This is a genomic window from Shewanella pealeana ATCC 700345 (assembly GCF_000018285.1).
GTDB classification, from domain to species: Bacteria; Pseudomonadota; Gammaproteobacteria; order Enterobacterales; family Shewanellaceae; genus Shewanella; species Shewanella pealeana.
This window is the reverse complement of sequence record NC_009901.1, coordinates 3,072,724-3,097,980: the sequence shown is the minus strand read 5'-3', so window position 1 is coordinate 3,097,980 and position 25,257 is coordinate 3,072,724. Positions and strand designations below refer to the sequence as shown.

General features: G+C 43.9%; 27 protein-coding genes. 12 read left to right on the top strand and 15 right to left on the bottom strand.

Going from position 1 to position 25,257, the window contains the following annotated elements:
- Nucleotides 1-66: 66 nt before the first annotated feature.
- The 3 genes from SPEA_RS13465 (at nucleotide 67) to SPEA_RS13455 (ending at nucleotide 1,590) form a co-directional block, all read left to right on the top strand.
- Complete coding sequence (locus tag SPEA_RS13465) at nucleotides 67-510, top strand: DUF1285 domain-containing protein (protein ID WP_012155774.1); 444 nt, start codon at nucleotides 67-69, stop codon at nucleotides 508-510.
- Between the two features lie 156 nt (nucleotides 511-666).
- Nucleotides 667-1,080 carry a MarR family winged helix-turn-helix transcriptional regulator gene (locus SPEA_RS13460; protein ID WP_012155773.1) on the top strand — a complete coding sequence of 138 codons (414 nt, stop codon included), beginning with the start codon at nucleotides 667-669 and terminating at the stop codon, nucleotides 1,078-1,080.
- A 96-nt stretch (nucleotides 1,081-1,176) separates the two neighbouring features.
- Nucleotides 1,177-1,590, top strand: coding sequence for a PliI family lysozyme inhibitor of I-type lysozyme (locus SPEA_RS13455; protein WP_012155772.1), 414 nt, complete (start codon nucleotides 1,177-1,179; stop codon nucleotides 1,588-1,590).
- A 64-nt stretch (nucleotides 1,591-1,654) separates the two neighbouring features.
- Here SPEA_RS13455 and SPEA_RS13450 read toward each other — a convergent pair whose 3' ends face one another.
- Entirely contained in the window at nucleotides 1,655-1,999 is a 345-nt protein-coding gene (locus tag SPEA_RS13450; protein WP_012155771.1) for a hypothetical protein, read from the bottom strand.
- A gap of 176 nt (nucleotides 2,000-2,175) precedes the next feature.
- The gene (locus SPEA_RS13445; RefSeq protein WP_012155770.1) at nucleotides 2,176-3,207 is read right to left on the bottom strand and encodes a Glu/Leu/Phe/Val dehydrogenase dimerization domain-containing protein; all 1,032 of its coding nucleotides are present in this window, start codon (nucleotides 3,205-3,207) and stop codon (nucleotides 2,176-2,178) included.
- A 262-nt stretch (nucleotides 3,208-3,469) separates the two neighbouring features.
- On the opposite strand from SPEA_RS13445, the gene SPEA_RS13440 reads away from it, so the two are divergent.
- Nucleotides 3,470-3,895 carry a DUF4826 family protein gene (locus SPEA_RS13440; RefSeq protein WP_012155769.1) on the top strand — a complete coding sequence of 142 codons (426 nt, stop codon included), beginning with the start codon at nucleotides 3,470-3,472 and terminating at the stop codon, nucleotides 3,893-3,895.
- 90 nt (nucleotides 3,896-3,985) lie between these two features.
- Here SPEA_RS13440 and SPEA_RS13435 read toward each other — a convergent pair whose 3' ends face one another.
- From SPEA_RS13435 to SPEA_RS13410, 6 genes are all read right to left on the bottom strand, one after another.
- A complete protein-coding gene (locus SPEA_RS13435; protein WP_012155768.1) occupies nucleotides 3,986-5,116 on the bottom strand; it encodes a ribosomal protein uL16 3-hydroxylase in 1,131 nt (376 codons plus the stop codon).
- 174 nt (nucleotides 5,117-5,290) lie between these two features.
- A complete protein-coding gene (gene purB / locus SPEA_RS13430) occupies nucleotides 5,291-6,661 on the bottom strand; it encodes an adenylosuccinate lyase (RefSeq protein ID WP_012155767.1) in 1,371 nt (456 codons plus the stop codon).
- A gap of 31 nt (nucleotides 6,662-6,692) precedes the next feature.
- Nucleotides 6,693-7,310 (bottom strand): high frequency lysogenization protein HflD, encoded by a 618-nt coding sequence (hflD, locus tag SPEA_RS13425; protein ID WP_012155766.1) that lies wholly within the window; start codon nucleotides 7,308-7,310, stop codon nucleotides 6,693-6,695.
- 3 nt (nucleotides 7,311-7,313) lie between these two features.
- Nucleotides 7,314-8,429, bottom strand: a complete 1,116-nt coding sequence (gene mnmA, locus SPEA_RS13420) for a tRNA 2-thiouridine(34) synthase MnmA (protein WP_041410967.1) — start codon at nucleotides 8,427-8,429, stop codon at nucleotides 7,314-7,316.
- Nucleotides 8,430-8,696: 267 nt separating this feature from the next.
- Nucleotides 8,697-9,149, bottom strand: coding sequence for an NUDIX hydrolase (locus SPEA_RS13415; protein WP_012155764.1), 453 nt, complete (start codon nucleotides 9,147-9,149; stop codon nucleotides 8,697-8,699).
- A gap of 10 nt (nucleotides 9,150-9,159) precedes the next feature.
- The gene (locus tag SPEA_RS13410) at nucleotides 9,160-9,894 is read right to left on the bottom strand and encodes an rRNA large subunit pseudouridine synthase E (RefSeq protein WP_012155763.1); all 735 of its coding nucleotides are present in this window, start codon (nucleotides 9,892-9,894) and stop codon (nucleotides 9,160-9,162) included.
- A gap of 303 nt (nucleotides 9,895-10,197) precedes the next feature.
- Here SPEA_RS13410 and SPEA_RS13405 point away from each other — a divergent pair, with 303 nt between their 5' ends.
- Nucleotides 10,198-12,420: an NADP-dependent isocitrate dehydrogenase gene (locus SPEA_RS13405; RefSeq protein WP_012155762.1), complete on the top strand. Its 2,223-nt coding sequence runs from the start codon at nucleotides 10,198-10,200 to the stop codon at nucleotides 12,418-12,420.
- A gap of 167 nt (nucleotides 12,421-12,587) precedes the next feature.
- On the opposite strand, the gene cspD is transcribed toward SPEA_RS13405, so the two are convergent.
- Entirely contained in the window at nucleotides 12,588-12,794 is a 207-nt protein-coding gene (cspD, locus tag SPEA_RS13400; protein ID WP_012155761.1) for a cold shock domain-containing protein CspD, read from the bottom strand.
- A 239-nt stretch (nucleotides 12,795-13,033) separates the two neighbouring features.
- Here cspD and clpS point away from each other — a divergent pair, with 239 nt between their 5' ends.
- Together clpS and clpA are read left to right on the top strand one after the other, a co-directional pair.
- Nucleotides 13,034-13,342: an ATP-dependent Clp protease adapter ClpS gene (gene clpS, locus SPEA_RS13395; RefSeq protein WP_012155760.1), complete on the top strand. Its 309-nt coding sequence runs from the start codon at nucleotides 13,034-13,036 to the stop codon at nucleotides 13,340-13,342.
- A 38-nt stretch (nucleotides 13,343-13,380) separates the two neighbouring features.
- The gene (gene clpA / locus SPEA_RS13390) at nucleotides 13,381-15,639 is read left to right on the top strand and encodes an ATP-dependent Clp protease ATP-binding subunit ClpA (RefSeq protein WP_012155759.1); all 2,259 of its coding nucleotides are present in this window, start codon (nucleotides 13,381-13,383) and stop codon (nucleotides 15,637-15,639) included.
- A gap of 132 nt (nucleotides 15,640-15,771) precedes the next feature.
- Here clpA and infA read toward each other — a convergent pair whose 3' ends face one another.
- The 3 genes from infA to aat all read right to left on the bottom strand — a co-directional run bounded on the left by infA (nucleotide 15,772) and on the right by aat (nucleotide 17,530).
- The gene (gene infA, locus SPEA_RS13385; protein ID WP_005500725.1) at nucleotides 15,772-15,990 is read right to left on the bottom strand and encodes a translation initiation factor IF-1; all 219 of its coding nucleotides are present in this window, start codon (nucleotides 15,988-15,990) and stop codon (nucleotides 15,772-15,774) included.
- Between the two features lie 114 nt (nucleotides 15,991-16,104).
- Nucleotides 16,105-16,830 (bottom strand): arginyltransferase, encoded by a 726-nt coding sequence (locus tag SPEA_RS13380; RefSeq protein WP_012155758.1) that lies wholly within the window; start codon nucleotides 16,828-16,830, stop codon nucleotides 16,105-16,107.
- The gene (aat, locus tag SPEA_RS13375) at nucleotides 16,820-17,530 is read right to left on the bottom strand and encodes a leucyl/phenylalanyl-tRNA--protein transferase (RefSeq protein ID WP_012155757.1); all 711 of its coding nucleotides are present in this window, start codon (nucleotides 17,528-17,530) and stop codon (nucleotides 16,820-16,822) included. The genes SPEA_RS13380 and aat overlap by 11 nt, the downstream gene beginning before the upstream one ends.
- Before the next feature lie 54 nt (nucleotides 17,531-17,584).
- Here aat and SPEA_RS13370 point away from each other — a divergent pair, with 54 nt between their 5' ends.
- Nucleotides 17,585-18,061, top strand: a complete 477-nt coding sequence (locus SPEA_RS13370; protein WP_012155756.1) for an outer membrane lipoprotein — start codon at nucleotides 17,585-17,587, stop codon at nucleotides 18,059-18,061.
- A gap of 99 nt (nucleotides 18,062-18,160) precedes the next feature.
- On the opposite strand, the gene SPEA_RS13365 is transcribed toward SPEA_RS13370, so the two are convergent.
- Entirely contained in the window at nucleotides 18,161-19,528 is a 1,368-nt protein-coding gene (locus SPEA_RS13365) for an aminotransferase-like domain-containing protein (protein WP_012155755.1), read from the bottom strand.
- 164 nt (nucleotides 19,529-19,692) lie between these two features.
- Here SPEA_RS13365 and SPEA_RS13360 point away from each other — a divergent pair, with 164 nt between their 5' ends.
- A complete protein-coding gene (locus SPEA_RS13360; protein ID WP_012155754.1) occupies nucleotides 19,693-20,298 on the top strand; it encodes a LysE family translocator in 606 nt (201 codons plus the stop codon).
- Nucleotides 20,299-20,354: 56 nt separating this feature from the next.
- Here the strand turns inward: SPEA_RS13360 and SPEA_RS13355 are convergent, their stop codons facing one another.
- Nucleotides 20,355-21,080, bottom strand: a complete 726-nt coding sequence (locus SPEA_RS13355; RefSeq protein ID WP_012155753.1) for a glutathione S-transferase — start codon at nucleotides 21,078-21,080, stop codon at nucleotides 20,355-20,357.
- Between the two features lie 284 nt (nucleotides 21,081-21,364).
- Here SPEA_RS13355 and trhO point away from each other — a divergent pair, with 284 nt between their 5' ends.
- From trhO to SPEA_RS13340, 3 genes are all read left to right on the top strand, one after another.
- On the top strand, nucleotides 21,365-22,348 hold the full coding sequence (trhO, locus tag SPEA_RS13350) for an oxygen-dependent tRNA uridine(34) hydroxylase TrhO (RefSeq protein ID WP_012155752.1): 984 nt from the start codon (nucleotides 21,365-21,367) through the stop codon (nucleotides 22,346-22,348).
- A 159-nt stretch (nucleotides 22,349-22,507) separates the two neighbouring features.
- The gene (yegD, locus tag SPEA_RS13345; RefSeq protein ID WP_012155751.1) at nucleotides 22,508-23,875 is read left to right on the top strand and encodes a molecular chaperone; all 1,368 of its coding nucleotides are present in this window, start codon (nucleotides 22,508-22,510) and stop codon (nucleotides 23,873-23,875) included.
- 88 nt (nucleotides 23,876-23,963) lie between these two features.
- A complete protein-coding gene (locus SPEA_RS13340) occupies nucleotides 23,964-24,458 on the top strand; it encodes a CreA family protein (RefSeq protein ID WP_012155750.1) in 495 nt (164 codons plus the stop codon).
- 109 nt (nucleotides 24,459-24,567) lie between these two features.
- Here SPEA_RS13340 and SPEA_RS13335 read toward each other — a convergent pair whose 3' ends face one another.
- A complete protein-coding gene (locus SPEA_RS13335; protein ID WP_041410966.1) occupies nucleotides 24,568-25,140 on the bottom strand; it encodes a type II secretion system protein in 573 nt (190 codons plus the stop codon).
- Nucleotides 25,141-25,257: the final 117 nt, after the last annotated feature.

Genomic DNA, 25,257 nt, shown 5'->3' with positions numbered 1-25,257 from the left:
CTGGCTAGTTTTTACGTAATAACGCTATAACAAAATGACTCAAATACTGAAATTGAAGAGGTATCGATGACGTCGAAAAAAGCGCAGTTAACCAAAGTGACAGATGCAATATCTTCGTTAACTCACGACACACCTTTATGTACCGAGGAGGTGATATTTAAAATTAACGCCAACGGTGACTGGTTTTATCTCGGCGGAAAACTCCCACTCAAATTCAGTAAGCTTTTTGCCAGTATTTTAAATCGAATTGGTGAAGAGTATTTCCTCATCACTCCGGTTGAAAAATTGCGGGTTAGCGTTGAACACCAGGCCCTAATGATTGTTGATTATCATAGTGAAGCGGGTGGTAACTTCACTCTTAAATCGAGTATTAATACTGAGCATTTAGTTTCATCGTTTGAGCAGTTTATTATCGCTGAAGATAGCATCACCTTGACCCTAGAAAGAGAGGTGGAGGCGAGATTAAACCGTGCCTGTTTTTATCGTTTTATAGATGAATTTATTGCTTAAAATCTGACTGAGTGAACTAGTTAGATAGTTTACTTTCAAGGTTATGATTTATAACCTGTTTGATTGAATGTGAGCAATAAACACGCCCTAAAGCTAGTTTCTTTCGGTGTAAGTGATAAGATTAACTCAAGCCCGAAAGAGCCTTGGAGGTGTTGATTGAATCGATTTGAGAGTCTTGGTTACTTGGTGTCTCATTTAAATGTAGATCTACAAAATGCGCTAGATCAACGTCTTAAGCGGTACCAACTAGATATTAAACTTTGGCCAGTGTTGTTTTCACTCTGGCAAGAGGAAGGTGTAACTCAAACCACGCTCTCTAAGCGTTGTGATGTCGCAAACTACACCATGACTCGATTGCTCGATCAGTTACAGCAACAGGGCTTGATAGCTCGTCATCAGGATGCGGAGAATCGCCGCGCCTTCCAGATATATCTTACCGATAGTGGAAAAGCACTCGAGCAAGATCTCGTTCGTGAAGCCGAACGGGTGAATGAAGCCTTTTTAGATAATTTAGCGATTGAAGAGCGAAAAAGCTTCTTAAGTTTGTTGAATAAAATCAATCGTTATTAGTTTTCTCCTCATTATTTGTGTCATCAAGCTATGCTCTTGGCATAGATAGCTCAATCCGTTAGGCTCTTGTTATCTTGATAATTTAGTGGAGTCACTATGAGAGTTCTACTGGTCGCATTATTTGTTATACCGTTATTGAGCGCCTGCTCGGTGAATATTCATAAGCCAAAACCTCAATTGCAGTCTGCAGCCTCTACGGAACGAGTTGATGGTGCCGGCTTTATTGAAGCTATCGAGTTAGCGAGTGGCGCAAGCTTAGTGATTGAAGAGGGGCGCTTGGAGCCTCGCTCGATTGGTAGCGTGACAGTTAAGCTCTACCGTGATTTGAATGTTGGCGACTTTGCCGGTGCCGTGAATTTTGTGCGAGATGGCACAATCTTAAAAGCAGTCTTAATTGAAAATGGCAGTGATAAGCAAAAGTTGTCGATAACGATGGTGACGGCGGGGAGTGGAAATTATCAGGCGAGTCAGTTGGTTTGCATCCAAGGTGACAGTATTTCACTATGCTAGCTGCAGTTTTGGTTTTATAGCTTTCAGTTATAAAGTTTAAAGTACTTTAGGTTAGCGTTCACCGTTAACTTAAAGTGAGTAGCAACACGATAATTATCCCCATTGCTAATATTCCCAGTTGAGTGAGTTTTCGACTACGGTATAGCTCCTCCTTACCTTGTTTTAGGCTGGCGACCAAGTTGTTTTGTTTGTAAATACGACAGATAAGCTGCTCCGTCAGTGGGTCGAAAAACAGATGCAATTTTGCTTGCTTGCCATCATTCAGTACTAGGTTATGCTCACTGTGTTGGCCGAAATTAAGCTTGCTAGAGACATGCGTACCATTGATGTACATCTGCTCTAAACCAGACCAGTTACTCGCCTGTAGCTCGATGTTATCTTGGTTAAGATCGTACTTGAATGTCACCATAGTGTGACCTATTTCTAATAATTGAGCCCTTAACTTAAGCAGAGGAAAGGCATCTTCGCCAGTGTGAACTGCCAATTGAGGTGGGATAATCCCTTATCTATTTGTTGAACTTAGGCATTGCAAGCAAAAAAATACCCAGCTTAAAAAAAGCTGGGTATTTTTAATGTATTGTCTGTTTATTTAGCAGCGTGAATAATCGCTCGTGCCATTTCATCCGCTACATCACCAGTGGTGCGGTCTTGCTCATCAGACTGGGCGAAAATCGTCAGTAAGGTATTGTAGATCTCTTCAACTTTTGCAGTAGCAGCTGTTGCATCGTAATCTTTCTCGAAAGATACGTTGATGATCCCGCCTGCGTTAATAACATAATCGGGTGCGTACAAAATACCCAAGTCTTTTAGCATCTCACCGTGACGAACTTCGCCAAGTTGGTTGTTCGCACAGCCTGCCACAATTGTCGCTTTTAGCAGTGGGATGGTTATGTCATTAATGGTTGCGCCTAACGCACAAGGAGCGTAGACATCCACATCCTGATGATAAATATCTTGAGGGGAGACAACTGTTGCACCAAATTCTTCTGCGACTCTGTCTAGTGATGCTTGATGAATGTCTGTCACAATTAGCTCTGCACCTTCGGCATGAAGATGGCGACATAGATAGTAACCTACATGGCCAACACCTTGAACTGAGATCTTTAGTCCCTTGAGGCTATCGAGCCCACGCTGATGCTTAACAGCGGCTTTAATGCCTAGATAGGTACCTAGTGCTGTAAATGGTGATGGATCGCCGCTTTTACCCTCTAAACCTGCCATATATGGGGTTTCTTGATGGGCAATCATGATGTCGGAAGTCGAAACTCCAACATCTTCAGCTGAGTAATACTTGCCGCCTAAGGTGTGGATACAACGGCCGAATGCTCTAAAAAGTGCTTCTCTATCTTGTACTTTTGGATCGGCGATAATTACTGACTTCCCCCCCCCCATAGCTAAACCCGCTAGCGCGTTTTTATAGGTCATGCCACGAGATAGACGCAATACATCGGTAATGGCCTCATCATCAGACTCATAGTTCCACATTCTACAACCGCCAACTGCAGGGCCTAAATTAGTGTTGTGGATAGCGATAATGGCTTTTAAGCCGCTTTCTTTATCATGACAAAAAACGACCTGTTCATGGTCGTCGAAAGAGATATGATTAAAAACTGCCACTTGTTGATCTCCGCTTTGAGCATCGAATTACCGCAACTGTACGAATACAGAGCGGTCTGCTTGTTATATTTATTGCAGAACGATAGCATTTAGGGATACTCTCAACAAAGCAAAGATGTGGATTATTTGTGATTTGTCTGGCAATTTTGCTTTCCACTTTACGTTAACGTAAAGTAATGGTTTGATTTAAGCTAATTGGCTGTGAATGGTTTTGTGGAGCATCGAGGCAGAAGCAAAAATAACAATAAGAAAGGAATTTTAAATGGCTGAACAAGCAGTAGACCAAGAACAACTTAGACAAGAATGGATTAGAACACAGTTCCAAAAGGCGAATAAGTTTTTGGCTGAAAAAGGCGTTATGCCCGATAAAGTTCATCCTGACGAAAGCCGCTATTTAGCACCGTTTGTGGCTATTTGGAAAATTGACTCTAAAAAGCCAACTAAAAAGACTTATTGGGTTATGTCTGGTGATTTGCCATCAGATTATGTTGATATTAGTGTAGCCGCAACAGCGCGTGATGCAGTGCGTCATTTTTCGATGATGTGGCAGATGAAGGCTGAAAATATTCAGCGCTCAGGCTTAACTAAAGATCCGGCTCAAGCAAAATTTGCTCAGCTTCTGGTGTCACGTGCCGAGAGCCTTTATAAGATGCAAGCGGATGATTCTATCTGGGGCCCAAGCGCTTAAGTTCATTTAGCGGCAAGCATTTACGGTACTAAAAAGGCATCACTAGGATGCCTTTTTTGATTGAGATGAATAGCAATAATTTTATAGCTATTACTCACCGAAATAGAAATACCCGCGGTTTAGTAAGTCTAATAATAAGTTTTGAGTGCCTGGAGCCTGAATTAGTGCCTCTGCCTGCTCATTGTTAAAACTGAAACGCTCACATAATTGCTGAACATCAGCTTCAATAGCATCTGGGTATTCTATCGGTTCACCATTAACAAATATGCGAGATATGCTATCGCCTTCGAGCTTAAGTAATTTCAAGCCACCTATACGGTATAATTGCGCACCCTGTGCAATATAGTCACTGATATCTTCTGCGGTGTAGGCTTCATCAGGTTCACAAATATCTAATTCAAAGCGGTTTTGGCTTAGCATTTTTCCAAGCACAATTTGGTAAGAAGTTGGGTCATTTGAAAGCTCGGCAATTAGCGCCATCATCTCTTGCTGATGCGTTGTACTGACTAGGCTGGCTTGCTCTGGCTCGTTACTCGAAGTGAAACGTTTAAGCCCTGTGTTATTGTCAATAAGTGCATCGGCTATTTCGCTGAAAAGCTCTTGCTGGCTTGGCGCGCGAAAACCCATCGAGTAACTCATTGCGTTGGTAATTGTTTGGCCTTGGTGTGGAAAGCCAGGTGGAATATAAAGTAGATCACCTTTTTCGAGTACCACATCAATTATAGGCTCGAATCCCTCGATTAATGGGGTGGTAGGATCATTATTTTTTGGCGCATATTGGCCTTTATCGCCCACAGTCCAGTGACGCTGTCCTTCACCTTGAATGATAAATACATCATAGTTATCGATGTGTGCGCCAACGCCGCCACCGGGAGTGGCAAAAGACACCATTAAGTCATCGAAACGCCAGTCGGGAATAAAGCGAAAGGCATTAATGAGTTCGCTTGAATCTGGATGCCAATGGTTTAGGGCTTGTACCAATAATTGCCAGTTTTGATCGCCAAACTGATCGTAGTCTTCAAAAGGTCCTTCGATTATCTGCCAGTCATTAGGTTTAGTCACTACCACTCTTGATGCGACAGCGTCTTCACAGGCAAGGCCAGCAAGTTCATCTGCGCTAATGAGATCTTCAAAATTCGGGAAAGCATTCTTAATTAAAATGGGCTTTTTTTGCCAGTATTGGCTAAGAAATTCAGTAGGATCGAAATTAAGACTAAACATAGTGAGTTAGCTGCTCTTTATTGATAGAAATAGTTTGATAGAAAAACTTTGATGAAAAAAGTTCTATAAAAACGCTCGACGGAAAATGGATAAAATAAAGGCGTTAAGCCTAAGCTTAACGCCTTATTCGAACCTTTAATAGCCGAAGAGCTATCTAAAGTGTTGAGTCTGCTATTAGTTTAGCTCGTCAACAAACGCTTCTGCACGGCCAATATAGTTGGCAGGCGTCATCTTCTTAAGTTCGATTTTAACGTCTTCTGGTAGCTCAAGACCGTCGATGAATGTTGCAAGTTGAGCACCATCGATACGTTTACCGCGAGTCAACTCTTTAAGCTTTTCATATGGTTTCTCGATGCCATAACGACGCATTACGGTTTGTACTGGCTCAGCTAGTACTTCCCAGTTACCATCAAGCTCTTTACGAAGCTGCTCTTCGTTAACTTCTAGCTTACTGATCCCTTTCAATGTTGATTGGTAAGCGATTAGAGAGTGAGCCATACCCACACCTAAGTTACGTAGCACTGTAGAGTCTGTAAGGTCACGCTGCCAGCGTGAAACAGGAAGCTTGGCTGCAAGGTGCTGCATTAACGCGTTAGCAATACCTAAGTTACCTTCAGAGTTTTCGAAGTCGATTGGGTTGACTTTATGTGGCATGGTTGAAGAGCCAATTTCACCAGCAATGGTCTTTTGCTTAAAGTGACCAAGCGCGATGTAACCCCAAATATCACGGTCGAAATCGATAAGGATTGTGTTGAAGCGCGCTAGCGCATCAAACAATTCAGCGATGTAATCGTGTGGCTCAATTTGAGTCGTGTATGGGTTCCAGTTAATGCCAAGGCTTGTCACGAAACGCTGTGACAGAGCGTGCCAATCAACTTCAGGATAAGCAGATAGGTGAGCGTTGTAGTTACCAACAGCACCATTGATCTTGCCCATGATTTCAACTTTAGACACTTGAGATAGCTGACGCTCTAAACGCACAGCCACGTTTGCCATCTCTTTACCTAATGTAGACGGTGAAGCGGGTTGACCGTGTGTACGAGACATTAACGGTACAGACTTATGCTCGTGTGCTAATGCTTTAACTGCATCAACAACTTTCTGGCAATACGGCACAAGTACTTGGTCGCGCGCTTCAGTCAGCATTAATGCGTGAGATAGGTTATTAATGTCTTCAGAGGTACAAGCAAAGTGTACAAACTCATCGATAGCCACTAGCTCAGCATTATCAGCGATACGTTCTTTGATGAAGTATTCAACCGCTTTAACATCATGGTTGGTGGTGGCTTCAATATCTTTAACGCGTAGTGCGTCTGCTTCGCTAAAGTTATCTTTAATTTGGTCAAGCAAAGCCAATGCAGCTTCGCTAAAAGGTGGAACTTCTTCAATTTCTGGGCAGCTAGAAAGTAGCTTTAGCCAGTTAATTTCGACTTGAACACGGTATTTGGTCAGGCCGTACTCGCTGAAAATCCCTCTTAATGAGGCGGTTTTACTACCATAACGACCGTCTACCGGAGAGATAGCAGTTAGTGCGGAAAGTTCCATTAGAAGCTCCTTGATGAACTTGACTTAAATATTATAGGGTGAGGCTTTTCATAGCTGTATCTACTATTGTTTTTCTTGAGAAGACAAGGTGCCTACGCTTGCCCCCTAATTGGCGCCATAGCACTGCGCTGCGCATGGCAGACAGTAATAAGGCGCGAATTTTTTGTTGTGTTTGGGTACGCTTAAGGAATTCTGGATTACCTGAGATCTGTAATTTAGGACCTAATTCACTAATGATGTCGCTATAAATACCGGCAAAATTAGCAATCACTTGCTCGTCTGTGATCTCAAAGTGGCTGAGCTGACGGTGAATTTGGTTGATGCGTTCGCTTAGCATGCCCATGGCATTAGATGAGCGAGTTAATTTGCGCTCTAATGCTAAGATGCCGACTAAATAGCGAGTTACCTCAACATCTTTTTGTTTGGCGTCGCCAAGTTGGCTGACAATTAGTTCATAACCTTTTCTTAAGGCGAACTTATCAGCATAGACATCGCTGGTCGATTCAGGGTTCGTTACTAAGACAGATTGTAAACTTGCAGCTAGGGCTTCTTTATCTGAGTCACCGTGTCTTGCAATATACTGAACTTGGGCCACTGCTTGTAAAATACCAGCAAAGGCCATAGTGCGTTCAAACAGCTGATCACTCATTAATTAATCTCTTATTAGTGCGTCAATAATGCCGCCACCTAGGCAGATTTCACCATCATAAAAAACAGCCGATTGTCCCGGTGTTACAGCAGCCACTGGCTCATCGAAAATAACCCGTAGTACATCATCGCTGTCGTAAGTTACGCTACATGGTACATCTTGTTGGCGGTAACGAGTCTTAACGGTGATCTTTGAACCGTTTGCTGGTCCTTTACGGTCAACCCAATGAAGCTGATTAGCCACTAAGCCATTTGACATTAGGCGAGGGTGGTTACCACCTTGCCCAACAATCAAGACGTTACGGACTAAGTCTTTTTCAACAACATACCAAGGGTCATCGTTGCTATTCTTCAAGCCGCCAATGCCAAGACCCTTACGTTGCCCTAGTGTGTGATACATTAAGCCTTGGTGAGTACCAATCACTTCACCTTCGCTAGTTTCGATATTACCTGGCTGAGCGGGTAAGAAAGTCTGTAAGAAGTCGGTAAACTTACGCTCACCAATAAAGCAAATACCAGTACTGTCTTTCTTATCGTGGGTGATTAGTCCCATCTCTTTAGCTATTTCACGCACTTCGCTCTTGTCTAGTTCGCCAACAGGGAACAATGAGCGAGCGACTTGCTCGTAGCCTAAGGTATATAAGAAGTAGCTTTGATCTTTGTTACCGTCGACGCCACGTAGCATTTGACTGGTACCATCGATATCACGGCGGCGTACATAGTGGCCCATGGCGATATAGTCAGCATCTAAGATCTCATCTGCAAATTCGAGGAAAGCTTTAAACTTAATCTCTTTATTACACATGATATCTGGGTTTGGCGTGCGGCCAGCTTTGTATTCGGCTAGGAAATATTCGAACACGTTGTCCCAGTATTCTGAAGCAAAGTTAACCGTGTGCAATTTAATGCCTAGCTTGTCGCATACAGCTTGCGCATCTTTAAGATCGTCAGCTGCCGCGCAATATTCATCCGTGTCATCTTCTTCCCAGTTCTTCATGAACAGGCCTTCAACCTGGTAACCCTGTTTCATTAACAGGTAGGCTGAAACTGATGAATCAACACCACCGGACATGCCGACGATGACTTTTTTACCAAGATGAGTGGGTTCGATTGACGTCATAAATCCTAAAAAAACCTTGTGTTTACTGAATATTGCTGCGAATCGGTATCTCGACGAATGGGATTTACAATCGAGATACATAGTTCAAGCCGCGGCTTTCTGCGGGTGCATATTCTATCATGCATTATGGGGCTGGGCTATCTAGCGAGTATTTATCTTTTGGCTTTATTCACATCAGAATTAGCATCAGAGTTGAATATTCACACATGCTGCATGATCAGAGTGGCTAATTTATATTAAGAATGAATATTTTAAATCAGCTTACGTTTACAAATACTCATCATTGAGAATACTTAAAGGGTAACGATTTCCTGCTAAATAATCAGCAATCGACTTGAGCACTAAAGGACTTCTCAGTTGAGGGGATAAGGCGACAATGTCATCTAATGTGAGCCATTTTAGCGCCTGTATCGCTGGGTCCTCAGGTTGAGACGCTAATTGCTTATCTAGCTTGAGATAAAAAGTGTAACGAACAAAAGCGAGAGTTTCACTGGCACTAAACTGATAGATCCCCACTAGACCTTGTGGTTCGATGCTCAGCCCAGTCTCCTCTTTTACTTCACGTATACAGGCATTAATAATCGATTCATTAGCTTCAATATGGCCAGCGGGTTGATTGTATTGAGTCTCACCTTCAATGAGTTCTTCGACTAAAAGATACTTCCCTTGCGCCTCAATCATGCAGGCGACAGTGGTGTTGGGTTTATAGCGCTCAGTCATTGCTTGTTACTCACACCGACTTATTATTCATTTCAAGTTGACGATATTCACCATTTTTTAGGTCATCTAGACTCCATTGACCTATTTTATAGCGGATCAATCTTAATGTAGGGAAACCGATATGCGCCGTCATGCGTCTCACTTGACGGTTTCTGCCTTCACAGATCTTAATTTCTAACCAGGTAGTAGGAATGTTCGCACGCTCACGAATAGGCGGCGTTCTTGGCCAAATGTCTGGGTTATTCATAATGCTGATTTTGGCTGGTAAACTCATACCATCTTTTAATTCAACACCTTGACGTAGTTTTTCAAGGTCATCCTCGTTAGGTGCGCCTTCAACTTGAGCCCAATAGGTTTTATAGGTTTTCTTCTTAGGCTCGGTAATTTGTGATTGTAATTTACCGTCGTTGGTCAACAGAAGCAGGCCCTCACTGTCTCTATCTAAACGACCCGCGGCATAAACGCCGGGTATCGGGATAAAGTCTTTAAGGGTTTGCCGCCCTTGCTCATCGGTGAACTGACATAGTACATCGAAAGGTTTATTGAATAGCACGATTATTGGGTTGGTAACTGATTTTGCTTTCGGCTTAGTCTTGCTATTGACTCTATTATGAGGCTGTCCGCTTCTTGCTTGGACTTTAGCGTTTCCAGCTTGTTTGCTGGCAGCGTTGCCGAAGCCGCCCGGCTTATTGCTTTTACTGGGCGATTTGTTGCTGGTTCTGTTTTTTGAAAATGGCTGTGTCACGCTGTAATACTTTTAATCTTTGAGTGATTTATACCTATTGTACTGTGCATTGGCTTTTAGTGGAATTTGAATCTTGCGCGGAATGTTTTATGATGTCGGCAAAATTAAAAGTGTGATCTGCAGCTAACTATTTCAATTTGTGAGATGTGGGCGAATAATGTCGCTGGCTTATTGCACACAAGATCGCATAAATTATCACTAGCAATTCAAGGTGATAACTTAAGACCGTTACAGTTTTTTAATCGTAAAAATAGAAAATAATTATTATAAAAATCTTAAATTTAAATCAATGTAGGACACAAAATGAACGATAAAACATCAACGATCATCTATACCGAAACTGACGAAGCGCCGGCATTAGCGACACTTTCTTTGTTACCTATTATCCAAAAGTTTACTCAAACCGCAGGCGTTGACGTTGAAACTCGTGACATCTCTTTATCTGGCCGTGTCATTGCTAACTTCCCTGAAAACTTAACTGCAGAGCAACGCATTAACGATGCACTTGCAGAACTGGGTGAGCTTGCTAAGAAGCCTGAAGCTAACATTATCAAGCTGCCTAACATCAGTGCATCAATCCCGCAGCTTAAAGCCTGTATTCAAGAGCTGCAGAATAAAGGTTACGACATTCCAAACTATCCTGATGAGCCAGCGAACGAAGCTGAGAAAGAGATCCAATCTCGTTACGATAAAATTAAAGGTAGTGCGGTAAATCCAGTACTGCGTGAAGGTAACTCAGATCGCCGTGCGCCAGGTTCGGTGAAGAAGTTTGCTCAGAAAAATCCTCATTCAATGGGTAAGTGGACGTCTGATTCAAAGTCCCACGTAGCGCATATGAATGAAGGCGATTTTTACGCGAGTGAAAAATCAGTAACCCTTGCCGATGCCGGTAGTGTATCAATTGTCCTGAATAAGGCGGATGGTTCAGAGCAAGTTCTACGTAGTGCGATTGCTTTGCAAGCGGGTGAAGTTATTGACTCGGCTGTGATGAGCAAAAAAGCACTGGTTGAGTTTTATGAGCGTGAAACCAATCTGGCTAAAGAACAGAATGTTTTACTTTCATTGCACTTAAAAGCCACCATGATGAAAGTGTCAGACCCTATTTTATTCGGTCACGCAGTTAAAGTTTATTACAAAGATGTTTTCGCTAAACATGGCCAGCTATTTGAAGAGCTAGGTGTTGATGTAAACAACGGTGTGGGTGATGTCTACGCTAAGATCGCGACATTACCAAGCGATCAAAAAGCCGTAATCGAGGCTGATTTAGCAGCGGTTTATAGCGAGCGCGCCGAGCTTGCAATGGTTGATTCAGATCGTGGCATTACCAATTTACACGTACCAAGTGACGTGATCATTGATGCATCAATGCCTGCAGCTATTCGTACATCTGGTCAGATGTGGGGCCCTGATGGTCAATTAAAAGATATGAAGGCGATGATTCCAGATCGTTGTTATGCGGGTGTTTATCAAGAAACTATCGATTTCTGTATCAACAATGGTGCATTTGATCCAAGTACCATGGGCAGCGTACCAAACGTGGGCCTAATGGCTCAGAAAGCTGAAGAATACGGTAGCCACGATAAGACGTTTGAAATCGCTGCTGCGGGCACGGTTAATGTCGTTGACCAAGCTGGCAAGGTGCTTATGTCGCACAATGTGGAAGCGGGAGATATCTTCAGAATGTGTCAGGTGAAAGATGCGCCTATCCGTGACTGGGTTAAACTTGCGGTAAATCGTTCACGTCTTTCAGCTACACCAGCGGTATTCTGGTTAGATTCGGCTCGTGCACATGACACTGAAATCATTAGCAAAGTAGAGCTTTACCTAAAAGATCACGATACAAACGGTCTTGAACTTCACATAATGTCGCCAGTTGATGCAACACGTTTTACTCTGGACCGCGTGAAAGCGGGTAAAGATACTATCTCGGTAACCGGTAACGTTTTACGTGACTATCTAACGGATCTTTTCCCAATTCTTGAACTTGGCACCAGTGCTAAAATGTTGTCGATTGTACCGCTAATGAATGGCGGTGGCTTGTTTGAAACAGGCGCGGGTGGTAGTGCACCTAAGCATGTTCAGCAAGTAGAGAAAGAGGGACATTTACGTTGGGATTCCCTAGGTGAATTCCTTGCTCTAGGCGCATCTTTAGAGCATTTAAGCCAGACCACAGGTAACGCCAAGGCTCAGGTACTTGCCGATACGCTCGATATTGCTATCGGCCAGTTCCTCGATAGCAATAAGTCGCCTTCGCGTCGTGTAGGTGAGCTTGATAACCGTGGCAGCCACTTCTACCTTGCAATGTATTGGGCACAAGCGCTTGTTGCACAAACCAAAGATGCTGCGTTACAAGCAGAGTTCAGCGCATTAGCAGAGTCATTAACTAGCAACGAAGCGAAGATTATTGGCGAGCTGAATGGCGTGCAAGGCCCTGTTGTTGATTTAGGTGGTTATTACCGTTTAGATGCAGCTAAAGCCTCTAGCGCAATGCGTCCAAGCACAACATTAAATAGTATTGTAGGCTAATTTAGCCGGTTATTAAGGCCTGCAAGATTGCAGGCCTTGTGGAATAACTGCAATAAAAAAGCAGAGTAGATTAACTACTCTGCTTTTTTTATCTTTTATCGCAACCTATACCAAGCTAAACAAGTATTGTTTAATTATTTCTAGACACTTACTTAGCTAGATTGGTATCAGTTTGTTGGCGATATTGCTGACGCGTGCATCCCTTTTGGACCTGCTTCTACTTCAAAACTGACTGGTTGGCCTGCTTTTAGAGTTCGATAGCCTTCCATTTCAATGGTAGAATAGTGTGCAAAAACGTCTTCACCGCCAGCATCAGGGCATATAAACCCGAATCCTTTGGCGTTGTTGAACCATTTAACAGTTCCGCTTGCCATACTTCCACTTCCTTCTGTTGTCTACTTCCCAGTAAGATAGTAAAACTTATCAGCGAGGAAACTCCCCGCTTAATGAACAGAATGAAAGCTGAATAAGTGGTTGTCAAGGTAAAATTAACAAAAAAGCAACAAATAGTAACAAGTCGTACCTGAATGTAATTTGATATGATTTGTTGAATAAACAGACAGAGTTACATAATCGATTGGTACAAGCCAAAACTAGAGGCTAATATTGAAATATGAGCAGAACAGAAAATATTGAACATGTAGAAGAAAGTGTTGAATCAGAGCTTAAACAGCCTTCCATGTATAAAGTGATTTTAAACAATGATGATTACACACCGATGGACTTCGTCATTGAGATTTTACAATTGTTTTTTAAGAAAGATGAGCAGCAAGCGACGGAAATCATGCTGGCAATCCATCATAAGGGCAAAGGGATCTGCGGAATTTATCCGTTTGGCATAGCAGAAACTAAGGTTGCCCAAGTAAATCAATTTGCAAGACAAAACCAACATCCGTTACTGTGTTCATTAGAGGAAGCCTAAATTTGGCCGAATCTGTAGTATTTTTTTAGGGGGTGCTTATGTTAAATAAAGATCTTGAAGTCACCTTAAATCTGGCTTTTCAACAAGCCAGAGATGCCCGTCATGAGTACATGACTGTTGAGCATCTATTGTTGGCATTAATCGATAACCCAGCCGCACAAGAGGCGTTAGTTGCTTGCGGAGCAAATTTAGAGAAATTAAGAGATGAAGTCTCTAGTTTCATTCAACAGACCACGCCAATTATCTCCGATCCCGAAGACGAGAAAGAGACTCAACCGACACTGGGCTTTCAACGCGTTCTGCAAAGAGCCGTATTTCACGTGCAGTCATCAGGCCGCAATGAGGTCAACGGTGCTAACGTCTTAGTCGCTATTTTCAGTGAACAAGAGTCTCAAGCGGTTTACCTGCTTCGAACTGGCGATGTGACCCGTTTAGATGTGGTCAATTTTATTTCCCATGGCTTTTCGAAAAACGATATCGATACCGGCCCAGAGCAAAGCCGTATCGAAGATCAAACCGAGAACGAAGAAGAGCGCAGTATCTTGTCTCAGTTTACCGCTAACCTGAATGAGTTAGCTAAAAACGGCAGTATTGACCCGCTGATTGGCCGTACCGATGAGATTGAGCGCTCGATTCAAATTCTTTGCCGTCGCCGTAAGAATAACCCACTGCTCGTGGGTGAGGCTGGGGTGGGTAAAACCGCCATTGCTGAAGGCTTAGCTTATCGCATCGTTAAAGAAGAAGTGCCTGAGGTGATGAGTGAAGCGACCGTATACTCCCTCGACTTAGGTGCATTGCTTGCCGGTACCAAGTACCGTGGTGATTTTGAGAAGCGTTTTAAAGGCTTACTCAAAGAGTTAGCGAATGACGAGCATGCGATCTTATTTATCGATGAGATCCATACCATTATTGGTGCAGGCTCGGCTTCAGGTGGTGTCATGGATGCCTCTAACTTGCTTAAACCGCTGTTATCGGGTGGTAAACTACGCTGTATGGGCTCGACCACGTTTCAAGAGTACCAAAGTATTTTTGAGAAGGACCGAGCGCTAGCCCGTCGCTTCCAGAAGGTGGACATTAACGAACCATCGGTTGCTGAGACTACAAAGATTTTACAAGGTCTTAAGTCAAAGTACGAAGAGCACCACAATGTGCGCTATACCATGGCAGCATTGAGCGTGGCAGCAAGGTTATCAGATAAGCATATCAACGATAGACATCTGCCAGATAAAGCCATCGATGTGATTGACGAAGCGGGTGCACGCATGGCGATGCAGCCAGCGAGCAAACGTAAAAAGACGATTGGTCAAGCGGAGATCGAGTCGATTATCGCTAAGATGGCGCGTATTCCTGAGAAGTCCGTATCGAGCTCTGACAAGGATATGCTTAAAAACCTTGAGCGTAACCTTAAGATGGTGGTGTTTGGCCAAGATCAGGCGATTGAGGGGCTTAGTTCGGCAATTCGCTTGTCTCGAAGTGGTCTAGGTGGTGAGCACAAGCCTGTAGGTAGCTTCCTGTTTGCTGGTCCTACCGGTGTCGGTAAAACAGAGGTCACCAGTCAGCTTGCTAAATGTTTAAGTCTGAAGCTGGTTCGATTCGATATGTCGGAATACATGGAAAGCCATACCGTGTCACGTCTGATTGGCGCGCCTCCTGGTTATGTCGGCTATGACCAAGGTGGGCTATTAACCGACGCTGTGATTAAGAATCCACATTGTGTGGTGCTGCTCGATGAGATTGAGAAGGCGCATCCTGATGTGTATAACTTGCTACTGCAGGTGATGGATCACGGTACTTTGACCGATAATAATGGCCGTAAAGCTGACTTTAGGCATGTCACCCTCGTGATGACGACTAACGCCGGTGTACAGGAAACCATTCGAAAGTCGATAGGCTTTAAGCAGCAAGACCATACTCAGGATGCCTTGTCGGAAATCAATAAGGTGTTTTCGCCTGAGTTCCGTAACCGACTCGACTCGATTATCTGGTTCAACCATCTGGATATGACGGTAATCGCGAAAGTGGTTGATAAGTTCTTAGTTGAACTACAAGCACAGCTTGATGATAAGTCTGTGACGCTCGATGTCAGCGACGAAGCGAGAACCTTACTTGCAGAGAAAGGTTACGATAAGTCGATGGGGGCACGTCCGATGGCTCGTGTGGTTACCGAGCTTATCAAGCGACCTCTAGCCGATGAGATCTTATTCGGCGAGTTAGAGAAGGGCGGTATCGCCCGAGTCGACGCTAAAGGCGATGAGATTGTGATCACCACAGAATCGCTAGAAAAAGTCACTCATTAACTTGAGTGTATGGATCAGCAAGCATGTGTTTGTTGGTCCATACCTGCTAAATAATCATTTGGTCGATAGAATTACAGACAACAAAAAGCCGGCATAGCCGGCTTTTTTATATACGTTATATGGGCTAATAACTTAGCGTGAACGGAAGACGATGCGTCCTTTGCTCAAATCGTAAGGTGTCAGCTGAACCGTTACCTTGTCACCCGTTAAAATACGGATGTAGTTTTTACGCATTTTTCCTGAAATATGTGCAGTTACAACGTGCCCATTTTCAAGTTCTACACGAAACATTGTATTTGGCAAGGTTTCAAGGATTGTGCCTTGCATTTCAATGTTGTCTTCTTTCGCCATTAATCAGTTATCCTGTTAGCCTTCAAATAATAAAAACGGGCGTATCATGCCGCAAAATCACGCTGCTGTAAAGCAAAGTTATCTTTATCAACCTCGCTATAGCCCTGTTGTAACTCAATTTGCTATGTTTTTAATCGCAATTTGAGAAACCCAACCCGATTGTGTCAAAATTTGGTGGGGACGATAGTCTCGTTTATAGTTCATTTTTCTCGATTCATCAATCTGATAACCGAGGTATAGATATCGTTTCTTCATCATTTTAGTGATCTGGGTTTGCAGCAAAATAAGTAAACTGCCTAACGAACGCTTTTCTTGCTCTGGTGCAAAATAACTATAGATTGCCGATAGGCTATGAGGGAGCACATCGGTAACGGCAACGCCCACTAGCTCTTCTCCCTGTCTTAGCTCAATAAACAGAGGTTGCAACCAGCTAGCCGTGGCAAAGCTGTCGTATTGCTCTGGAGTTGCAGGGTACATGGGACCGTCATGATGACGGTTGTTGACGTAACGCTCGTAGAGCTCATATTGCTGCTGCGTTTTATGGTCAACGATTTTCCAGCTTAGATCCTGATTCTTCTTTAATGTTCTTTTCTGCCTTTTGGAGAGCTTAAATTCATCCACATCCAGCCTGATAGGGAGGCAGGCATTACACTGTGGGCATTGTGGCTTGTAGATCATACTGCCGCTACGACGAAACCCAAGTGCCAGTAGCTGCTCGAATAAGCCGATATCGATAACCTCTTCTTGTAGAACCATCAATTGTTCTTGTTGAGCTTCTAAATAACTACAAGGAAAGGTCTTGGTTCTGCCTACTGTGACGGGTCTAGATTTAGAGTTCAATGGTTACCTCGGACTTGCGCCAGCTATCTAAACTCACTGTACCATCCCTGAGATGAGCTAATAGCCTGAGAAAATCATCACGCTTAATGGATTTAGCACCAAGACTGTCTAAGTGGGGATTGACCACTTGAGCGTCTATCAGCTTAAAACCACAGCGCTGTAAATGTTGCTGTAATACGATCATAGCAGCTTTAGAGGCGTTCGTTGTGCGATGAAACATAGATTCACCGCAAAAAACTTGCCCAATAGCTAAACCGTAAAGGCCACCGATTAATTCATTATTTTGCCAAACTTCAAGGGAGTGAGCGTGGCCTTGATGATGCAAAGACAGATAGGCTTGTTGGATTTCACTTGAAATCCAAGTGCCATCTTGTCCAGCTCTAGGCTCTGCGCAGCCGGCTGTGACTGCTTCGAATGCATGGTTAATGGTATAAGTCCAATTCTGTTTCTTAAGATACTTGACTAAACTGCGGCTGATTTTCATATTGCCGGGCACAAAAACGGCTCGGGGGTCCGGCGACCACCACAGGATAGGATCATCGAGGTTAAACCAAGGGAAAATACCGTTGTAATAAGCATTTAGTAGGCGTTCAGGATGAAGATCTCCGCCAACGGCCAACAAGCCATTAGGCTCTATTAAGGCTTGCTCTGGAGGCGGAAAAGCTTGCTGCGCGTGATTTAAATAGGACAGTGAGTTCACAATTGAGTAAGATTAATAAATATACTTATCCTTAAAGTTAGCGGAAAAAGTCTTATGTTGAAACATCATCTTATTGTTTTCACGGTTATCTGTTTATTTTTTGGTACGCAGAGCGTTTTTGCAGCGCCTTATGATCGTAATCAGGCCGTGCCAGTCGAGAAAGTGGAGTTCGGTCAAGTGGTCTCGGTGCGTAACATTACCCAAAAGCAGCTTGTCGAAGATCGCAACACAGGCTGGAAAACTTTTGGTGGTGCACTGATTGGTGGCGTTATTGGTCATCAATTTGGTGGCGGTTCAGGTCAAGATGTGGCCACGGTTTTAGGGGCCTTACTAGGGGCTAGAGTCGGGAACACTTATGGTGACAGCTCCTATTACCAAGAGTTAAAGCTAGTGGAGATGATGATAGCCTTAGACACTGGCGAGCAGGTGATGGTGATTCAAGATTTGGATCCCGGAATGATATTCAATGTCAACGATGAGGTCAGGGTTGTCTACTTACAAGGGTTTGTCAGGGTCGATCGTCAGATGTAGGTACGCTTTTTTAGACTGCTTAAAGCCGCTAAAATAGCGGCTTTTTTGTGTCTTGGTTTTAGTCGATTACAAATGTCAGCTTGTGGCTGTAAACTCTTTTTATACAACAGAGTAGGCCGATTGACTCAGTTCTCGTATGCTAGCCTCGATGATGCTCAGTTGCTCTATAAAATGTTTGTCGTCGTGGGTATCGCCGATACTGATGCGGATGCAATTATCATGGTTATTAAAGTCATCGCCATTTCGGATAAGGATGCCTTTTTGTGCTAAAGCTGTAACCACATGGTGAGACTTTAGTGGCGCTTTGAGCTGCAACCAGCCATTTAGCCCTCGCCAGTTCTGTGTAAGCTTGAGTCGCAGCCCCATGGCAATACCTAACTTCTGTCTTTCAGCTATAAGCTGCTCTCGTTGTCCCATAAAATCGTTATTGTCGATTATCGAGCAAGCAAGCTCGGTATTTAACGGTGAGACCATCCAGCACTGGCTGTATATGGCTTGTTTCACTGGGCCAATAAGTCTGCTGGGGATAAGCAAGAAGCCTTGCCTTAAACCCCCACAGAACATTTTAGATAAGCTAGACAGGTAGATGACACACTGCTGTTGCTCGTTATCAGCGCTTTGCTGATCAAGCGACCACATAGGTGTGTGCCATTCAGAGGGAAGGCTGTAATTGACATCATCTTCGATGATCACTACTCGATGTTTTCTAGCTAAATCAATAATGCTCTTACGCTGTGTATCGCTGTATTGAATACAGGTTGGGTTTTGATTGTTTGGTGTCAAGTACAGTACTTTTGGTTGGTACTGAGTGAGTTTGTCAGCTAACTCAGCTAAGTCTAAACCTTCATTTGTCAATGATACTGGCATCGTCTTGAGCCCAAGTTGCTCTGCCGCAACATGAATGCCTGGATAGCAGCTGGACTCACAAAGTAGCATTTCACCTGCCTGCATCAAACCGTTGAGGATTGAAAAAATACCTTGTTGTGCACCATGGGTAAATACTATTTGCTCGCTAGACTGTGGGATATTACGTCTGTGTAGCCATTGGCTGAATGTAAGCTGATGCTCACGTAGTGGCTCGGCGTGGTATTGCATCAATTGGCTCAGACGAAGTGGCGTTTTTGCCAGTTGGTTGAGCGCATCACTTAAAATGGCAGCTTGATTGGTAAATGGCTGTTGGCAGGTCGCAAAATCAGCCCCTTTATTAGCAGCTTGATAATCGCTGGCTTTTACGTAGGTTCCTGCGCCGACCTTAGCCTGCACATATCCTCGTTGTTCGAGCAGAGCATAAGCTCGGGTGACTGTACCGACAGTGACGCCCAATTTGTCAGCAAGCAACCTTTGAGGTGGGAGCTTACTGTTTGGCATAAGCTCACCGTTTTTTATGCCATCTTCCACCGCTTGCGCGAGACGGGAATACTTAGCCCCGGTATAGCTGTCTAAGTTGGGACTCCAAATTGTACCCATAACAATAAAACCATTGTATTCGACTTTGTATCGATTATTATGCGGATTACAGCTGTTTTGTGTCAAGTATTGTACTCATACAATTCTGTGTGGGTTAAGACCCAATATTAAAAGACAAAAGTAAAAAACGTGTGTATCAGTTTTAGGTAAAGTGGGGGTAAACAATGGATGGGATATGGGCAATGATGATCTCAGCGGCAATATTCTGCGCAACCATGACGATGACTCCAGGGCCAAACAATATACTGCTGACGACCTCGGGCGCGAACTTTGGTGTTAGGCGCACCTTGCCTCATATTATCGGGATCCGTGTTGGTCAGACACTGCTGCATATAGCAATACTTCTTGGATTAGGTAGCATGTTTGAGGCTTGGCCTGCTATGCATCAGGTATTGAGGGTTACCTCTATAGCCTATCTGTTATTTCTCGCTTATCGAGTCATTACCACGCCAGTGGATGACGGACTAACACTCATTGAGGGGCAGCCGATGACAATGAGAGAGTCGGCACTGTTTCAGTGGATCAATCCCAAATCATGGCTTGCTACCATTACGCTCTGTACCGCTTTTACCGTCTCGGGTGACAGTTATTGGCTTAGTGCAATGATGGGCGTGTTGGTATTTAATATTGTTGGTTTCCCTGCATCATTTACCTGGGTGATTTTAGGCGCGAGAATTAGTAATAAGCTCAATACTCCTGCTCGGCGTAAAGGTTTTAACTGGAGTATGGGCGGTCTATTGTTAGTCACCATTCCAATGATAATTCACTAAAGCGTCCAAACATTTAATTGCAGCTGTTTCGAATCTAGTATGACTTTTTAATTTAGCTAATCCAGCCCAAGCTGAAAACTTTCACCGCTCTCAAGCCACGTTGGGTACTTTTTCATTATCGAGGCGAATTCATGACTTTCGATATGAGCCTTTAGCCAGCGCTGCACATTCGTGTAGCCACTATTATCAAACCAAGCTCTATCTACAGAGGCAAATTGCCGAATAAACGGATAGATGGCGTAGTCGGCAATACTTGGCTCAAAGCCAAGCAGTTGTGGGGACTTTGATGTTGCTGAATAGGCTTGTTCCGATATTAGCTCGGGTGTCTGTGCTTGCGATAGTTTTACTGTCTGCTTAGCCAATAAGCTCTCAATCTGGCCGATAAATATCTCTCCTTGTTGACGATAATACTGCTCACTATTGTCTGGGTGTCTATCGGCGTATTTATACTTATCTAACCAAGGTTTGAATTGATTATCGTTGGCGTGAATAAGTGCCTGAGCGTTTTCTTGTTGCCGTGGATTTTCACTAAGTAACAGATTGTGAGGATCATCGTTAATCAGCGCCCAACACATGATCTCTATGCTCTCTTCAATCACACTGCCATCTTGTAAAATAAGCACCGGTACTGTGCCTTTTGGTGAGGCAGTGAGCATGGCCTCTGGCTTATGTTTAAGGACTATCTCTCTTAAGTTAACGCTTTGCCCAGATAATAAAATGCCGAGTCTTGCGCGCATGGCATAGGGACAACGTCTGAAAGAATAGAGTGTAGGCAGAGACATGTTGTGATCTTTTCTCGCTGTATTATGTCGCTATTTTCAATGTTTAACCGTTAAATAACAATCGCTGATGTTAATTATTTGAGGGCGGTTTGCGTTTTTTTATAAGCAAACTAATCGCTGGCATTTGAGTAACCCTACTTTTTGTCCCTGTTTGTATTTGTGTGATCCATGTAGACTTTGCGCTGCATTTTGTATGCTTGGGCAGGTTTTGCCTGCCAGCGTTAAGTTTATCAGCATTAATCGCACTGAAGATTGAGCTTCAGCTAGCCGAAAAAGGGAAGAATATGTCAAAAGTCGTTGTCTGCGCCATGTATAAGTTTGTGACTTTAGCCGAATTTGAAAAATTACAAAGTCCGTTACAAAAGGTAATGGAAACCTCGGGTGTAAAAGGCTCACTACTATTAGCGCAAGAGGGCATTAACGGTACCGTCGCGGGCTCACAATCTGCTATCGATAACTTATTGGCTTGGTTGGCCACTCAGCCTGGACTCGATAACATTGTTTATAAACTTTCGTTTGATGATGTGATGCCTTTTTACCGCACCAAGGTCAAGCTGAAGAAAGAAATTGTCACCATGGGAGTCGAAGGCATCGATCCTAAAAAGGTGGTTGGTACCTATGTAAAACCAAAAGATTGGAATCAACTGATTTCCGATCCAGAAGTACTGCTTGTTGATACCCGTAACGACTATGAAGTGCAAATTGGTACCTTCAAAGATGCGCTAGACCCAAAGACAAAGACATTTCGGGAGTTTCCTGACTACGTAAAGCAAAACCTAGATCCTGCGAAACATAAGAAAGTCGCTATGTTTTGCACCGGTGGCATTCGCTGTGAAAAATCAACCGCTTATTTAAAAGAGCAGGGCTTTGATGAGGTTTTTCACCTTGAAGGCGGGATCTTAAAGTATCTAGAAGAGGTCAAGCTTGAAGAAAGTTTATGGCAGGGTGAGTGTTTTGTATTTGATAACCGTGTCGCCGTCGACCATAACTTGGAAAAGGGCCAGTACGCTCAGTGTAATGCTTGCCGTATGCCGATCACCGCTGATGAAATGGCGCTGGATAGCTTTGTACAAGGGGTTAGTTGCCTCCATTGTATCGATAATATCAGCGAGAAACAGCGTCAACGCTTTATAGAGCGTGAGCGTCAAGTACAGCTGTCTAAGCTGCGTGGGGAAGCACATATCGGTAGTGATGTGAGCCAAGTGATACAGACACGCCGAGCCAAGAAAGACCGGCTTAAAAAGGCGCAGCACGACAAGAGTGCATAAGATTTTGGATTAGCCAACCCAGACGATGGCTTAACTAGCCGACGATTAACATCATTAAAAGCAGCCTAAGGCTGCTTTTTTTATTTGTAAAAGGCACTTTTTACTCGCGTCTGACTGTGCTATTTTGCACGGCTTTTTTACGCTTTAAAGGATAAGGGAATGTTTGTAGGTTTTGACTACGGTAGTGCAAACTGCGCTATTGGTGTGGTGGAAGGCGGTGATGTACGCTTGGTACCCTTATCTGGTGACTCTAACTATTTAAGTTCAACGCTGTATGCGATGGATAGAGAGTTAATTGCCGAGGCGGTATTAAATCAGTTACCCCAAGAGCAAAAAGTGGAGTACGCCCGAGCGCGCGCCGCTCAGTTAAGTCGAGCGCACGCAGCGCGTCGCGATCTTGATTTGCTGCCTAATGAGCAGGCGGTATTTGTGGGCGAGCAAGCTATTGAAGCCTATTTAGATATGCCTGACGAAGGGTTTTATGTACGCTCGCCGAAATCTTTCCTTGGCGCTACAGGGCTAAGAGAGAGCCAAATCGCGCTATTTGAAGATATCGTCACCTTAATGATGATGCATATTAAGCAACAGGCTGAAAGCAACTTTTCACCGGCGCAGAAAATCACCCATGCGGTTATTGGCCGCCCAGTAAACTTTCAGGGCATAGGTGGTGAGCAGAGCAATCAGCAGGCCGAGGCCATTTTATCACTTGCGGCTAGTCGTGCTGGTTTTACCGAAGTCGATTTCTTATTTGAGCCTCTCGCGGCTGGTATGGACTATGAGGCCTCACTAGATGAAAACGTTACTGTGCTGGTGGTGGATGTTGGCGGCGGTACCACAGACTGCTCTATGGTAAAAATGGGCCCAAATCATATCGATAACCGCGACCGTAGTGCCGATTTTTTAGGCCACAGTGGTCAGCGTATCGGTGGTAATGACTTAGATATCGCCTTGTCTATGGCTTCATTTATGCCACATCTTGGTCTTGGTAGCTTGATGGTTAACCAATTGCCAGTGCCAAGCAAGCCGTTTTGGAACGCGGTTGCAGTCAACGATATCAGTGCGCAGCGAGACTTTAGTGCCTTGGCCTCGAAGAAGTTAATCGAAGACTTAATCAAAGATGCCCAAAAGCCGGAGCTTGTTCAGCGTCTGCTTAAAGTTCAAAAAGAACAGCTAGGGTATAAATTGGTTCGTAGCGCCGAGCAGAGTAAGATTGCCCTTTCTAGCGACGCATGTGTTGATACACCGCTGGAATATATTCACGCGGGATTACATGCTAGGGTGAGCGAAGATGATTTCGAAAGTGCTATCACGATACCGCTATCAAAAGTCGAAGCCTTGATGCGAGAAGCCCTTGAGCAAGCGGGTGTGATGCCAGACAGGATCTATGTGACGGGTGGTACGGCGAGAAGTCCGGCTATCTATAAACGCATTTCTGGTTTGTTCCCTGAGATCCCAATCGTTGTCGGCGATCACTTCGGTAGTGTGACCGCAGGCTTAACTCGTTGGGCGCAAAGAGTGTTTGCTTAACGCTTTGTAATTTAAGTAATTGTGATTTAAATAATTTCGATTTAATAAATTTATCTTATTATTGGCTCAAACTCTTAAGGAAATGGATATGACAAGCTTAGCTAAAAAGTGGGTTTCAGGCGTTGGGTTATCTATATTTCTCGCGCTAGGCCTTAGTGCTTGTGGCGATGACGTGGGTAAGGTGAGCTTAGGCTTATTTACCACAAAGGATGTGATTATAGATGCTAAGCACGATCCTAAGATCCCGGGCGTGACGTGTCATATTAGCCGTATTGAAGCGGATCTAAGCCTTGCTGACCCATCAGATATGAGTATCTCTTGTCGTCAAACCGGGCCTATTACGGCGGCTGAAATTGCTAACATCGATAAGAGTAAAAATGGTGAAGTGGTATTTAAGGAGTCCTTAAGTATTCTGTTTAAGTCTCTCAAGGTGCGCCGAATTTACGATGCCGATAATCAAACGCTATTGTATCTGTCTTATTCGACTAAAGAGACCAATGGTAGCCATAAACATGCGCTCTCGACTGTGCCACTCTATGGCACACAGGCATGGGTAGAAGGTGGCGCTGTTAATAGCCACTAAGCTTATTGTTAGCTAACCTCTAGTTTTTAATGGAGGACAGCACGTTTAAAAACCAAAGGGCGGATTATATCCGCCCTTTTTGCTGTGTGTTTTTCTGCTTCGCTAATCGTTATTCACGAATAACTGCTGTAGCACTGCCTGCAACTGAGTCATAAACAATTTTAATATCGGCTTGCTGATAGCCTTTAGTATCGCCGAGAGTACGCAGTACATAACTGCATTGCGTCTGGCCATCAGGATTAACCTCGGCCTGATGGCGGTAGGCTTGAAAGTCACTATTGTTATTGACTTTCGACAAAGATACCGATGGAGGATCCTGTTGCAGTGTGTTCCAAAGATCAACACAGCCTTGCTCACCTTTACCGATATTCTTAGGTTGCCCCATCGGATTGTTTTTATCTATGCCTAAGGGGTAGCCATGGCTATTCATGTCGAGCTTGCCGCCAGCAAAATCGGGAAGATCGTTAAGCGCGCCGCTGCCTGCGACAAGTTGCCATTTGGTATGAGAAAATGTCAAAGATTGCTCAAATGCCGCCGCAACTCCTTTAACTCGTGCAATCTCGGCATCACGTTTTAAGTCGACATATTTAGCCGCGGCGATGACGGCGAGTATGCCAAGCACAATGATCACTATGACGAGTTCGATTAAGGTAAAGCCTTTGGAGGCTGTGGGGCGTTGCATTGAAAACATTCTCTAGATTATAAAGGGACGTTTCAATAATAGAGCATATAGACTAATTGCTGAAATAAAAGATTCTTATCGGCATCAATAAAACAAGCCGACAACGAAGCCGGCTTT